Genomic DNA, 13,475 nt, shown 5'->3' with positions numbered 1-13,475 from the left:
AACGATAGTTTTTGGGGGTTGTAATGAGTTTAGATGATGCAATGCAGACATTCATCATTGAATGTCGCGAGCTGCTTGAAAGCATGGAAGCTGCCTTGTTGTCGGCAGAAGAAGCCCCGGCCAGCGAAGAAGCGATCAACGCCATTTTTCGCGCGGCTCACACTATCAAGGGCTCTGCCGGGTTATTTGGTCTCGACCACATCGTGTCTTTTGTCCACGTGGCCGAAAGCGTGCTGGACAAGGTACGCAATAACGAAATCCCGCTGGACCCGCCACTGGTTGCCCTCATGCTGCAGGTCTGTGATCACATCGGCCTGCTGGTGAGCTATCTGGAGCAGCTGAAGGAACCCGACAACGATCTGCTCGAAGGCTCCGCCATCCTGCAAGCCGGCCTCTCCATCTACCTCAGTGATACCCCGCCGCCCAGCGCCTCCACGCTGCCGGTCGAGCACGATGCCCCGTATGAATCCGAAGGCGGCACGCCGGTAGAAACCGATAACTGGCACCTGTCGCTGCGCTTCAATCAGGATGTCTTGCGCAATGGCATGGATCCGCTCTCTTTCATCCGCTATCTGGGCACGCTGGGCAAAGTGGTCAGCATCATCACCCTGACCGATACCCTGCCGCCGCTGGACGCCATGGACCCTGAAACGTGCTATCTCGGTTTCGAGATCAGCTTCAGTTCCAACGCCGACAAAGCCGAGATTGAAAGCGTATTTGATTTCGTGCGCGAAGGCAGCCTGATCCATATCCTGCCGCCACGCAGCAAGATCTCCGAATACATAGAGCTGATACAAAGCATGCCCGCCGACGATATGCGTCTGGGCGAGCTGCTGATCAAATGCGGCACCCTCACCCGCCAGGAGCTGGAAGATGGTCTTGCCAGCCAGCGGGAGGTCGAGTCCCCTGATCAAGCCAAGCCGATCGGCGAGGTGCTGATCGAGCAGAATGTGGTGCAGCCAGTGGTGGTGGCTGCCGCCCTCGACAAGCAAAAAGCCGTCAAGGACGTGAAAACGGCAGAAGCCAGCCTGATACGCGTGGATGCCAACAAACTGGATCAACTCATCAATCTGGTGGGCGAGCTGATCATTGCCAGCTCGGGAGCCAGCCTCATCGCCCAGAAAGAAGCCCTGCCCCATTTGCTGGAATCCACCTCCACCATTTCGCGTCTGGTGGAAACCATACGTGACTCCGCACTTTCACTGCGCATGGTGCCGATTGGTGGCACCTTCAGCAAGTTCAAGCGCGTGGTGCGCGATGTATCGGCCGAGCTGGGCAAGGATATTCAGCTGGAAATAAGCGGTGAAGAAACCGAGCTCGATAAAACCGTGGTGGAAAAAATCGGCGACCCGCTGACCCACCTGGTCCGCAACTCCATGGACCATGGCATCGAGCCCGCCGAAGTGCGCCTTGCCCGCGGCAAGCCCGTGGTGGGCACCCTCAAGCTCGATGCCTATCACGACTCGGGCAATATCATCATCGAAGTCAGTGACGATGGTGGCGGCCTTAACAAAGACAAGATTTTTGCCAAGGCTGTGGAGCGAGGGCTGATCAAGCCGGACCAGATTCTTAGTGAAAATGAAATTTACAACCTGATATTCGAGCCCGGTTTTTCAACCGCCGATGCGGTCAGCAATCTTTCCGGTCGCGGTGTGGGCATGGATGTGGTGCGTCGCAATATCGAAGCCTTGCGTGGCACGGTCGAGATCCGGTCGGTGCTGGGCGAAGGCGCCACCATGCGCATACGTTTGCCACTCACACTCGCCATTATTGATGGCTTCCTGGTAGAGGTTGGTGACTCTTCTTACGTTGTGCCACTGGATATGGTGATTGAATGCATTGAATTGCCAGTCACCCAGGCCGGCCACAACGCGGAAAACGATGCCGACTTCATTAATCTGCGTGGCGAAGTGCTGCCTTACCTGCGCTTGCGCAAGCACTTTGAGATAACTGGCGAGCCGCCTCGCCGGGAGAATGTGGTCGTGGTCCAGTTTGGTGATCGCAAAATGGGGATAGTCGTAGATCAATTAATGGGGGAATTACAGACCGTGATCAAGCCGCTTGGCAAGGTGCTCAACAAAATCAGGGGAATTGGTGGCTTCACCATTCTTGGCAACGGTCGCGTTGCCCTGATTGTGGATGTGCCAAGCATGATGCAGGAGGCTGAGCATGCAGCGAACGCACAAATTTCTGATGCCAACTGAATAAACATTTTAGCAACGGCTATTTAATCTTAAAAACTCTAGTCTCTGGAGACCAAAATGAAACTCACAGTTGCGAAAAAAATGATCGTATTGCTCTCAATTGCCATTCTTGGCTTGATTATTCTTGCCGTGAGCGGGCAGTACTACATCAATCAGGTTTTTGAGAAAACCAATTATGTGACGATCAATACCGTACCCAGTATCGTGATACTGGACGACGTCAGCAAAGCCTACTCGGATATGCAGGAAACGGTGTATCAGCACATTATCAATACCGATGATTCGGTCATGACGCAGCTGGATAAAACCATCCTGGAGCATAGAGCCAAGATGAATGAGGGGTTGGACACCTACGAAAAAAAACAATATCACCGATGCCAAAGATGCTTCGCTGATCAAGGATATTCGCGTCACCCTGAAAGAATACGACACGACCAGAGAGCAGCTTCTTGGCTTGTCGCGGGCCAATAAAATCGAGGATGCACGCAAGCTCACATTTGCCTCCAAAGATGTGTTTGCCAAGGTGTACGACGCGATCAATGGTGCCCGTGGATACAACGTCGAAATCGGGAATAACGCCTCTGCAGAAGCCATGGCGATTCAGCGTACGGCCGTTCTCAATTCGATGATCATTACCGTCGTTGTGCTGATTGTGGTGGCCGTTATCGGTGTTCTGATTACTCGCGACTTGCTCAAGCAACTGGGGGGCGAGCCAAACTATGCAGCGGAAGTTGCTGGCAGAGTGGCAGCGGGCGATCTTTCCATGCAGGTGGAAACCAAGCCTGGTGACACTACCAGCATGCTGGCGGCGATGAAGGCCATGGTGGAAAAACTCTCCGGCATCGTCAGTGAGGTGCGCAGTGCTGCCGATGGTATTGCCAGTGCATCCGAGCAGGTGAGCTCCACTGCTCAGAGCTTGTCGCAAGCCACCAACGAACAAGCGGCCAGTGTGGAGCAAACCAGTGCTTCAGTAGAGGAAATGAGCGCTTCCATCAATCAGAACACCGAGAACGCCAAAGTTACCGAAGGCATCTCGGCCAAAGCCTCTACCGATGCCAATGAAGGTGGTACCGCCGTGGTGCAGACCGTGGAAGCCATGAAGAGCATCGCCAACAAAATCAGCATCATTGACGACATCGCGTACCAGACCAATCTGCTGGCACTGAATGCCGCCATTGAAGCGGCACGCGCCGGTGAGCATGGCAAGGGCTTTGCCGTGGTAGCGGCGGAAGTACGCAAGCTCGCTGAGCGTAGCCAGGTGGCCGCACAGGAAATCGGCGAGCTGGCATCCAACAGCGTAGGCACGGCGGAAAAAGCCGGCAAGCTCCTGGAAGAAATGGTGCCCAACATCAACAAGACCAGTGATCTGGTGCAGGAAATCACCGCCGCCAGCCAGGAGCAAAGCAGTGGCGCTGCGCAGATCAATGTGGCAATGAACCAGATGAGCCAGATCACCCAGCAGAACGCCAGCAGCAGTGAAGAGCTGGCCGCGACCGCCGAGGAAATGAGCGGCCAGGCCGAGCAGCTGCAACAGTTGATCGCCTTCTTCAATATTCGCGACACGGGCTCCTCCTTCCAGCGTGCCGCCCCCAAAAAAGTGGCCAAGTCGAAAGGTGCTTACGTTGCGCCAGCCCCTCACGCTTCAGCGAGTATGGATGATGCCGAGGACTCTGAGTTTGTGAAATTCTAAGGAGCCCATCATGGCGGAAACAGTCAAGCATGAAGTGACCAGCGGACAGAGTCTCGTTCCCGCTGGGCGCGCGCTGGAAGATCAGCAGCAGTACCTGACGTTTGTGCTGGGGGCAGAGGTGTTTGCCATCAATATCCTCAGCATCAAGGAGATTATCGAATACGGCAATCTCACCATTGTGCCCAAGATGCCGTCGTTTATCCGCGGAGTGATCAATCTGCGCGGAGCCGTGGTGCCGGTGATAGATCTGGCGGCTCGCTTCTCGCGTGGCGAGGCGGCCATCTCGAGAAAGTCGTGCATCGTGATCATTGAAGTGGACCACGAAGAGATGCAGCAGGTGATCGGCGTGATGGTGGATGCCGTCAATGAAGTCCTGGAAATCGCCAGCGACCAGATAGAGCCAGTGCCATCGTTCGGGGCAAAAATACGCACCGACTTTATTGATGGCATGGGCAAGGTTGATCAGAAATTTGTGATCATCCTCAATGTCAACCAGGTCTTGTCGGTGGATGAGATGGCCGAGCTGGTGCAGGCATGATGATGCCCCGCATTTTCCTGCGCTATCTGTTCGTTATCGGCAGCCTCGGCTTTACCAGCCTGGCGGCTGCCGCTACCGATGAAGACAACCGGCTATGGCTCAACTTGACCATGCAGGGCAGTCTGCCTGCAGACGGCTGGCGCTGGTATGCTGAGATTCAACCGCGATTGCGTGAGAATGCCGAGCAGATGGACAGTCTGCTGCTACGCCCTGCCATCAACTACAAGGTATCCAAAAACCTGAGTGTCTGGCTGGGCTACGGCTATGTCAGGAACTATCTGGATAGCGGGGATATTCGCGACGAGCATCGCTTGTGGCAACAGCTTCTCTATGCGTTTGAGCCTGTCGGTTCTACGGCGGTGTCTGCCCGTACTCGCCTGGAAGAGCGGCGTGTTGAACAGTTTGAGGATACCGGCTACCGCCTGCGGCAAATGGTGCGCATCACGCATCCTCTGGGCGGGAAATGGGGTGCCGTGGCGTGGGACGAGGTGTTTATCAATACCAACCATACTGATTGGGGCGCTCGCAGTGGCTTTGATCAGAACCGGTTGTTTCTGGGTATATCCCATGAGTTTTCTGCCAGTGTGAAGACAGAGTGGGGCTACCTGAATCAATACATCCGCACCGCTGCGGATGATCGTATGAATCATGTGTTGTCTGGTGTACTGAGTATTTACTTTTAGGCAAGCCGGCAATGTCATTAATGAGTTTAATGAAGTTAACTTTATGGCTTGGGAGCAGAAAATGGTAATGACGGTTGCGAAAAAAATGATTTTATTGGTGGTGCTTGCACTGATTGGTCTCATCAGCCTGGCATGGCTGGGCCAGAACCGGATGGATTATGTGTTCGAGGCCACCAATGTATCCAATACCAATAGTATCCCCAGTATTGTGACGCTGAGCCGCGCCAACGAAAACTTTGGCTACCTGCGGGCTCGCGCTTACCGCCATGCCCTGATGACCGACGATGTCAAAATGGCAGAGATTGAAGCCAAGATCAAGGAAGCCCGCGATAACGTTCTGAAAGAATTAAATAAGTACGAGAAGGACGGCATGATTGCCGATGATAAAGACCGGGAAATGCTGGAAGACAATATCAAGGCATTCAATGAATATACTCCCGGACTCGAAAAAGCCGTTGAGTTTTCTCGCCAGCACAATGAGCAGGCTGCCCGTGAAGCGATGAATGCCAACGTGGCCAATGCCGAGAAGGTATCAACCAGCCTGATCGCGCAAATGGAATACAACATTCAGCTTGCGAACAAGGGCGCAGAGGCCGCCGTGTCTGCCAAGAACAGTGCTGAAACCATATCCAATATCGTGGCTGGCAGCATTCTGGTACTGATGGTGGTGATCGGCTTCTTGATTACCAAAGGCATATTGACGGGTTTGAACAAATCAGTGGCGGTAGCCGAGGGGATTGCCCGTGGGGATCTCAGCAGTGAGATCGTGGTGACCAGCCAGGATGAAATCGGCCAATTGCAGCAGGCCATGAAGAAAATGCTGGAAAACCTGAAAGGCTTTATTGCCGACATGAACAATATGTCGAAAGAGCATGACGCAGGCGATATCGACGTAACGATGGGGGCGGATAAATTCCAGGGGGATTTCAAGACCATGGCGGTTGGCGTCAATACCATGGTGGGTGGGCACATTGCCATGAACAAAAAAGCCATGGCGGTGTTCAAGGAGTTCGGTGAAGGCAACTTTGAAGCGCCGATGGAACAGCTGCCAGGCAAGAAAGCCTTTATCAACGAAACCATTGAGCAGGTGCGCCGCAACCTGAAAGCCGTCTCTGCCGATACCCGTCAGCTGATAGGCGCCGCTGCCGAAGGCAAGCTGGATTACCGTGCCGATGCGTCCAAGCACAAGGGCGAATACAACACCATCGTGCAAGGCATCAATACCACGCTGGACAACATCATTCTGCCGGTGAACGAAGCCGTTGCCGTATTGCAGGCCATGGAACAGGGCGACCTGACCAAGACGGTGGATGGCCATTACAAAGGCCAGCTGGATGACTTCAAGCAAACGGTCAACAACACCATCGAAAAAATCTCGCAAGTTGTCGCCGAGGTTCGCAATTCGGCGGATGGCATTGCCAGTGCAAGTGAGCAGGTGAGCTCGACTGCGCAGAGCCTGTCGCAGGCGACGAATGAGCAGGCCGCCAGTGTGGAGGAGACAAGTGCCTCGATCGAGCAGATGAGCGCTTCCATCAACCAGAATACCGAAAACTCCAAAGTCACCGAAGGCATCTCGGCCAAAGCGGCGACCGATGCCAATGAAGGTGGGGCGGCCGTGGTGCAAACCGTGGCGGCCATGAAGAGCATCGCCAACAAGATCAGCATTATTGACGACATTGCCTACCAGACCAATCTGCTGGCGCTGAATGCCGCGATTGAAGCGGCGCGTGCTGGTGAGCACGGCAAGGGTTTTGCGGTGGTCGCGGCGGAAGTACGCAAGCTGGCCGAGCGCAGCCAGGTAGCGGCGCAGGAAATCGGTGAGCTGGCCGAGAGCAGCGTGGGCATGGCGGAAAAAGCCGGCAAGCTGCTGGAAGAAATGGTGCCTAACATCAACAAGACCAGCGATCTGGTGCAGGAAATCACGGCGGCCAGCCAGGAGCAAAGCAGCGGTGCCTCGCAGATCAATGTGGCAATGAACCAGATGAGCCAGATTACCCAGCAGAACGCCAGCGGCAGTGAAGAGTTGGCCGCGACGGCAGAGGAGATGAGTGGTCAGGCCGAGCAGTTGCAGGAGCTGATCGGTTTTTTCACGATCAAGAATAGTGGTGGTTCATCCTCGCAGCGTACGGCCTCCAAGAAAGCGGCCAAATCCAAGACGGTTTACACACCGCCTGCCGCGCAAGTGTCATCCAGCCTGGATGATGCTGAAGATGCCGAATTTGTGAAGTTCTAGGGGCCATCATGACGCAGACAATGACGCGTGAAACGGCGAGCGGGCCGGGCCTGGTCCCGAGTGGGCGCGGCTCGAAACGGCCGCTGGAGCAGAGCAGCGACGACAGGCAATACCTGACCTTCATGCTGGGGGCGGAGATATTCGCCATCAATATCCTGCGCATCAAGGAGATTATCGAATACGGCAATCTGACTGTGGTGCCCAAGATGCCGTCGTTTATCCGTGGGGTGATCAACCTGCGCGGGGCCGTGGTGCCGGTGATTGATCTGGCCGCGCGCTTTGACAAGGATGAAGCCACGATCTCGCGCAAGACCTGCATCGTGATTCTGGAGGTGGAGCATGCCGAAGCCCAGCAGGTGATAGGCGTGCTGGTGGATGCCGTGAATGAAGTGCTGGAAATTGCCAGCGACCAGATAGAGCCAGTGCCATCGTTCGGAGCCAAAGTCCGCACCGACTTCATTGATGGCATGGGCAAGGTGGACCAGAAGTTTGTGATTATTCTGAATGTGAACCAGGTGCTGTCGGTGGATGAGATGGCCGAACTGGTACAGATTTAAGGTTTGGCATTAGGTAGCAGCAGGCTTCGTCTTGCGTGTTTGCATAAGCTTGTAACTAACTATGGAGTGAAATTTCGCAGTCATAATTAAATATTAGAGGTGGAGATCATGAGCTTTTTAGGTGTGCGAGTAAAACAAGAGCGCATTGATGAAGTGGTGCATGCACTGAATCAATTGCAGCAGGGCAATACCGTAATACAAATCCATGACGCTGAGCGAGACGCGCTGAGCCCGGTAATGGAGAGCCTGAAGAGACTGCAGGCCAGTCTGGACCAGCAGAAAAAGGATCTCGCCTCTTTTGTGCAGGACATGAACCATATGTCCAGAGAGCATGATGCGGGTGACATTGACGTCATGATGAATACTGATCGCTTCCAGGGCGACTTCAGGATCATGGCGGCCGGGGTCAACACCATGGTGGGCGGGCATATCGCCGTCAAGAAAAAAGCCATGGCCGTGATCAAAGCCTTTGGTGAAGGTAATTTTGACGCGCCGATGGAACAGCTGCCTGGCAAGAAAGCCTTTATCAATGAGACCATCGAAAAGATGCGCGGTAATTTGAAGGGCTTTATTGCCGACATGAGCCACATGTCGAAAGAGCACGACGCCGGTGACATTGACGTCATGATGAATACCGAAAAATTCCAGGGGGATTTCCGCACCATGGCGGCGGGTGTCAACAGCATGGTGGGCGGGCATATCGCGGTGAAGAAAAAAGCCATGGCGGTGATCAAAGCCTTTGGTGAAGGTGATTTTGATGCCCCGATGGAGCAACTGCCAGGCAAGAAAGCCTTTATCAACGAGACCATCGAAAAGATGCGCGGTAATTTGAAGGGCTTTATTGCCGACATGAGCAATATGTCGAAAGAGCACGACGCCGGTGACATTGACGTCATGATGAATACGGAAAAATTTCAGGGCGACTTCAAGACCATGGCGGCAGGCGTCAATAGCATGGTGGGCGGGCATATTGCGGTGAAGAAAAAAGCCATGGCGGTGATCAATGCCTTTGGCGAAGGCAATTTTGAGGCGCCGATGGAGCAGCTGCCAGGTAAGAAAGCCTTTATCAACGAGACCATCGAAAAGATGCGCGGTAATTTGAAAGGCTTTATTGCCGACATGAATCACATGTCGCAGGAGCATGACGCGGGCGATATCGACGTGATGATGAGTGTCGACAAGCTACAGGGCGACTTCAAGACCATGGCGGCGGGTGTGAATACCATGGTAAGCGGGCATATTGCGGTGAAGAAAAAAGCCATGGCCGTGATCCGCGAGTTCGGTGAAGGCAACTTTGAAGCCCCCATGGAGCAACTGCCAGGCAAGAAAGCCTTTATCAACGACACCATTGAGCAAGTGCGCCGTAATCTGAAAGCCGTATCAGCGGATACCCGGGAATTGATAGCCGCTGCCGCCGAGGGCCAGCTGGATTATCGTGCTGATGCTTCCAAGCACAAAGGCGAATACAACACCATCGTGCAGGGCATCAATACCACGCTGGACAACATCATTCTGCCAGTGAACGAAGCTGTGGCCGTATTGCAGGCGATGGAGCAGGGCGACCTGACGGTCAAGGTGCATGGCCAGTACAAAGGCCAGCTGGAAGACTTCAAGCAAACCGTCAACAACACCATCGAGAAGATCTCGCAGGTGGTGGCGGAAGTGCGCAACTCGGCAGATGGCATTGCCAGTGCAGCGGATCAGGTGAGCTCGACAGCGCAGAGCCTGTCACAGGCGACCAATGAGCAGGCGGCGAGTGTTGAAGAAACCAGTGCCTCGATTGAGCAGATGAGTGCTTCGATCAACCAGAATACCGAAAATGCCAAAGTGACCGAGAGCATTTCGGCCAAGGCGGCTTCCGATGCCAATGAAGGTGGTGCGGCCGTGGTGCAGACCGTGGCGGCCATGAAGAGCATCGCCAACAAGATCAGCATTATTGATGACATCGCTTACCAGACCAATCTGCTGGCGCTGAATGCGGCGATCGAAGCGGCGCGTGCTGGGGAGCATGGTAAGGGCTTTGCTGTGGTCGCGGCGGAAGTGCGCAAGCTGGCCGAGCGTAGCCAGGTAGCGGCGCAGGAGATCGGTGAGCTGGCCGAAAAGAGTGTCGGTACGGCGGAAAAGGCAGGCAAGTTGCTGGAAGAAATGGTGCCCAACATCAACAAGACCAGTGATCTGGTGCAGGAAATCACCGCTGCCAGCGAAGAGCAAAGCACGGGGGCGGCACAGATTAATGTGGCAATGAACCAGATGAGCCAGATCACCCAGCAGAACGCCAGCGGCAGTGAAGAGCTGGCCGCGACCGCAGAAGAGATGAGTGGTCAGGCCGAGCAGATGCAGGAGCTGATCGGGTTTTTCAATATCGGCCAGTCCGACTCGGGTAGCCGGACAGTGGTAAAAAAAGTAACAAAGCCATCATCATTTAAAAAAGCGACTAACGCTGAAGCATCATTTTCATTCGATGAAGCTGAGGACGCCGAGTTTGTGAAGTTCTAGGGGCCATCATGATGCAGACAATAGAACAGGAAGCGACAAGAGGGCCGCGTCAGGTCACGGGGGGGCGGGCTCTGCCACAACAGACGCTGGATGATAAGCGAGATGGGCGACAGTACCTTACCTTCATGCTGGGCGTTGAGGTGTTTGCCATCAATATTCTCCGCATCAAGGAGATTATCGAATACGGCCATCTCACGATGGTGCCGCAGATGCCCTCCTTTATCCGCGGGGTGATCAACCTGCGCGGGGCGGCGGTGCCGGTGATTGATCTGGCAGCACGTTTTGACAGGGCGGACGCGGCCATTTCACGTAAAACCTGCATTGTGATTCTCGAAGTGGGGTATGCGCAGGCAGAGCGGGTGATTGGCGTGATGGTGGATGCCGTGAATGAAGTGCTGGAAATCGCCAGTGACCAGATTGAGCCTGTGCCGTCGTTCGGGACAAGTGTGCGTACCGATTTTATTGATGGCATGGGCAAGGTCGATCAGAAGTTTGTGATTATCCTGAATGTGAACCAGCTCTTGTCCGCCAACGAGATGGCGGAGCTGGTGTTGAATTAAGTATCTTCGATAGGAGGCCAGACATGATCTTGATGTCTGTCTGGCTCACATCGATCAAATGGAGGTAATGATGGATATTCGCTCCATTACGCAGCCGGAATTTCAGCTTTTCAAAAAGTTTATTTACGGGCAGGTGGGCATCAGTCTCAGCGATAACAAGCAGTCGCTGGTGAGCGGTCGCCTGGCGAAACGTCTCAAGTATTACAACTTCAATACGTTCAAGCAGTATTACGAGTTCATCCACCAAAAAGGCAATGAAGCAGAGCAGCAAGTGGTGGTCGACTTTCTGACCACCAACGAGACTTACTTTTTCCGCGAGCCCAAGCACTTTGATTTTATCCGGGACAAGGTGCTGCCCAAGCACAATAAAACCAAGATATTCCGCGTGTGGAGCGCAGCCTGCTCCAGTGGTGAGGAGCCCTACACGCTGGCCATGGTGTTGGCCGAGCATCTGCAGAGCAAGCTGTGGGAGATCATAGCCTCCGATGTCAGCACGCGCGTACTCGAAACGGCGACCCGTGGCCGCTATCCTCTGGATGTCATCGAAGATATTCCGCGAAACTACCTGCTGAAATATTGTCTGAAAGGGACAGGCAGTCAGGATGGCGTGGTGCTGATTTCCAAGGAATTACGGCGCCAGATGCGCTTTCAACATATCAACCTCATGCATCCGCTGCCCAAACTGGGGGAGCTCGACATGATTTTTCTGCGCAATGTGATGATTTATTTTGATAACGACACCAAGCGGGCCTTGCTGGACCGCATGTACAGTTTGCTGAAACCAGGTGGCTACCTGTTCATCAGCCATTCGGAAAGCCTGAATGGCATCAGTGAAAAGTTTCAGATTGTTCAGCCCTCAATTTATCAAAGGCCGTTATAACGATGGTGGTAAAGCCGGAAAAGCCACCCTTTGTCATTGATATTTTTTTGCAGCCAGGCGAATTGTATTTTGGTGATCGCCACACGCGGATTCGCACGGTGCTGGGTTCCTGCGTCTCGGTGGTGTTCTGGCACCCGGAAAAGCTGTTGGGGGGCATGACGCATATCATGATGCCGCCCAAGCTGGATACACCGGCAGGGCATAAACTCGATGGACGGTATGCGGATGATGCGATCGCGATGATGTTCGAGGAAATGAAGAAATTCAAGGCGTTCGACAAGAACTACCACGTCAAGATTTTTGGCGGCGGCAATATGTTCCCGAAAACGGCCAAGGAGTTCAGCAAGACCATCGGTTGCAAAAACATCGAGGCGGTGGAAAGCATACTTAAAAAACATGGTTTCCGCTGCAAGGCCAGCCATCTTGGAGGCTCGGGTCACCGCAATATCTCATTCGATGTGTGGAGCGGACACGTCTGGATGCGACACGTGAAAATGTAGGAGTACATCCTTAACCAGGATTCAATAATGAATAAAATAAAAGTCATGATCGTGGATGATTCGGCCGTCGTGCGGCAAGTGCTGACGAGCTATCTCGAAGCGTCAAAAGAGGTGGAGATTATCGGGGCGGCTTCCGACCCCATTTTTGCCATTGAGAAAATGCAGAAGGAATGGCCGGATGTGATCATTCTGGATGTGGAAATGCCGCGCATGGATGGCATTACTTTCCTGAAAAAGATCATGGCGCAACGCCCCACCCCGGTCATTATCTGTTCGACGCTGACCGAAAAAGGGGCTGAGACCACCATGGAGGCCCTGGCAGCCGGGGCGGTCAGCATCATTACCAAGCCCAAGGCCGGCTTGAAATCCTTTATGACCGAATCGGCGGATGATCTGGTGCAGCATATCAAGGCTGCGGCCAAGGCCAATGTGCGCAAAATTCTGCATCATGACCCGCAGCCTGTGTTGAAAACACCGGCCAAATTGACAGCGGATGCGGTGCTGGCACCCAAGCCCGCTGCCATGGCGCAGACGACGGAAAAGATTGTCGCCATCGGCACCTCCACCGGAGGTACACAAGCGCTGGAGCGCGTGCTGACCGCGCTGCCCCGGGTATGTCCGGGTATCGTGATTGTGCAGCATATGCCGGAAAATTTTACAGCGGCGTTTGCCGCCCGCCTTAACCAGCTCTGTGCCATCGAGGTAAAAGAGGCGGCAAAAGGCGATCGGGTGGTGATGGGTCGCGCACTGATTGCCCCAGGCGGCAAGCATATGGTGCTGAAACGCAGTGGCGCGCAGTATTTTGTCGACGTGATTGATGGGCCGCCCGTTAGTCGTCATAAACCCTCGGTCAATGTGCTGTTCCGTTCGGTGGCGCAGTCTGCCGGTAAAAACGCTCTCGGCATCATCATGACCGGCATGGGCGATGATGGCGCCCAGGGCATGAAAGAGATGCATGAGGTGGGGGCCACGACCGTGGCCCAGGATGAGCGCAGCTGTGTGGTGTATGGCATGCCCAAGGAAGCCGTGAAACTGGGTGGCGTGAACAAAAGCATCGCGCTGGATGCGATTGCCGCCGAAATCCAGAACTATGGGGCCATGCATCGTTAACTTTTGACAGGAATGAAGACGCAT

11 protein-coding genes and 1 pseudogene are annotated in these 13,475 nt (G+C 54.2%); all 12 read left to right on the top strand.

All coding sequences use genetic code 11. The features are described 5' to 3' along the window. The first annotated feature begins 41 nt into the window (after window positions 1–41). The 12 genes and pseudogenes from LG203_RS13350 (at window position 42) to LG203_RS13295 (ending at window position 13,451) form a co-directional block, all read left to right on the top strand. Window positions 42–2,204: a chemotaxis protein CheA gene (locus LG203_RS13350; protein ID WP_230346210.1), complete on the top strand. Its 2,163-nt coding sequence runs from the start codon at window positions 42–44 to the stop codon at window positions 2,202–2,204. 57 nt (window positions 2,205–2,261) lie between these two features. After that, a complete protein-coding gene (locus LG203_RS14500; protein WP_230346209.1) occupies window positions 2,262–2,675 on the top strand; it encodes an MCP four helix bundle domain-containing protein in 414 nt (137 codons plus the stop codon). Between the two features lie 352 nt (window positions 2,676–3,027). After that, a pseudogene (locus LG203_RS14495) lies at window positions 3,028–3,894 on the top strand (methyl-accepting chemotaxis protein); the annotation flags it as partial. Between the two features lie 10 nt (window positions 3,895–3,904). Then, window positions 3,905–4,432, top strand: a complete 528-nt coding sequence (locus LG203_RS13335) for a chemotaxis protein CheW (RefSeq protein ID WP_230346208.1) — start codon at window positions 3,905–3,907, stop codon at window positions 4,430–4,432. Next, window positions 4,429–5,115: a DUF2490 domain-containing protein gene (locus LG203_RS13330; protein ID WP_230346207.1), complete on the top strand. Its 687-nt coding sequence runs from the start codon at window positions 4,429–4,431 to the stop codon at window positions 5,113–5,115. Before LG203_RS13335 ends, LG203_RS13330 begins: the two co-directional genes overlap by 4 nt. A gap of 61 nt (window positions 5,116–5,176) precedes the next feature. After that, complete coding sequence (locus tag LG203_RS13325; protein WP_230346206.1) at window positions 5,177–7,348, top strand: HAMP domain-containing methyl-accepting chemotaxis protein; 2,172 nt, start codon at window positions 5,177–5,179, stop codon at window positions 7,346–7,348. 8 nt (window positions 7,349–7,356) lie between these two features. Further along, window positions 7,357–7,905 (top strand): chemotaxis protein CheW, encoded by a 549-nt coding sequence (locus tag LG203_RS13320; protein ID WP_230346205.1) that lies wholly within the window; start codon window positions 7,357–7,359, stop codon window positions 7,903–7,905. Between the two features lie 108 nt (window positions 7,906–8,013). Then, window positions 8,014–10,401: a methyl-accepting chemotaxis protein gene (locus LG203_RS13315; protein WP_230346204.1), complete on the top strand. Its 2,388-nt coding sequence runs from the start codon at window positions 8,014–8,016 to the stop codon at window positions 10,399–10,401. 8 nt (window positions 10,402–10,409) lie between these two features. Beyond that, window positions 10,410–10,961 carry a chemotaxis protein CheW gene (locus LG203_RS13310; RefSeq protein WP_268867402.1) on the top strand — a complete coding sequence of 184 codons (552 nt, stop codon included), beginning with the start codon at window positions 10,410–10,412 and terminating at the stop codon, window positions 10,959–10,961. A 67-nt stretch (window positions 10,962–11,028) separates the two neighbouring features. Further along, the gene (locus tag LG203_RS13305) at window positions 11,029–11,841 is read left to right on the top strand and encodes a CheR family methyltransferase (RefSeq protein WP_230346203.1); all 813 of its coding nucleotides are present in this window, start codon (window positions 11,029–11,031) and stop codon (window positions 11,839–11,841) included. 2 nt (window positions 11,842–11,843) lie between these two features. Next, window positions 11,844–12,341, top strand: a complete 498-nt coding sequence (locus tag LG203_RS13300) for a chemotaxis protein CheD (protein WP_230346202.1) — start codon at window positions 11,844–11,846, stop codon at window positions 12,339–12,341. Window positions 12,342–12,368: 27 nt separating this feature from the next. Beyond that, entirely contained in the window at window positions 12,369–13,451 is a 1,083-nt protein-coding gene (locus tag LG203_RS13295; RefSeq protein ID WP_159354822.1) for a protein-glutamate methylesterase/protein-glutamine glutaminase, read from the top strand. The last annotated feature ends 24 nt before the right edge of the window (window positions 13,452–13,475 follow it).

Origin of the sequence: Methylovorus mays (genome assembly GCF_020531915.1) — a bacterium.
In the GTDB taxonomy this organism is placed as follows: Bacteria; Pseudomonadota; Gammaproteobacteria; order Burkholderiales; family Methylophilaceae; genus Methylovorus; species Methylovorus mays.
This window is presented reverse-complemented; position numbering and strand designations above follow the sequence as displayed.

What these genes read in the sequence shown, in the direction of transcription:
- LG203_RS13350 (WP_230346210.1), top strand. Translation starts at nt 42, where the DNA reads ATGCAGACATTCATCATTGAATGTCGCGAGCTGCTTGAAAGCATGGAA.
- LG203_RS13325 (WP_230346206.1), top strand. Translation starts at nt 5,177, where the DNA reads ATGGTAATGACGGTTGCGAAAAAAATGATTTTATTGGTGGTGCTTGCA.
- LG203_RS13300 (WP_230346202.1), top strand. Translation starts at nt 11,844, where the DNA reads ATGGTGGTAAAGCCGGAAAAGCCACCCTTTGTCATTGATATTTTTTTG.
- LG203_RS13310 (WP_268867402.1), top strand. Translation starts at nt 10,410, where the DNA reads ATGATGCAGACAATAGAACAGGAAGCGACAAGAGGGCCGCGTCAGGTC.
- LG203_RS13305 (WP_230346203.1), top strand. Translation starts at nt 11,029, where the DNA reads ATGATGGATATTCGCTCCATTACGCAGCCGGAATTTCAGCTTTTCAAA.
- LG203_RS13295 (WP_159354822.1), top strand. Translation starts at nt 12,369, where the DNA reads ATGAATAAAATAAAAGTCATGATCGTGGATGATTCGGCCGTCGTGCGG.
- LG203_RS14500 (WP_230346209.1), top strand. Translation starts at nt 2,262, where the DNA reads ATGAAACTCACAGTTGCGAAAAAAATGATCGTATTGCTCTCAATTGCC.
- LG203_RS13320 (WP_230346205.1), top strand. Translation starts at nt 7,357, where the DNA reads ATGACGCAGACAATGACGCGTGAAACGGCGAGCGGGCCGGGCCTGGTC.
- LG203_RS13335 (WP_230346208.1), top strand. Translation starts at nt 3,905, where the DNA reads ATGGCGGAAACAGTCAAGCATGAAGTGACCAGCGGACAGAGTCTCGTT.
- LG203_RS13330 (WP_230346207.1), top strand. Translation starts at nt 4,429, where the DNA reads ATGATGATGCCCCGCATTTTCCTGCGCTATCTGTTCGTTATCGGCAGC.
- LG203_RS13315 (WP_230346204.1), top strand. Translation starts at nt 8,014, where the DNA reads ATGAGCTTTTTAGGTGTGCGAGTAAAACAAGAGCGCATTGATGAAGTG.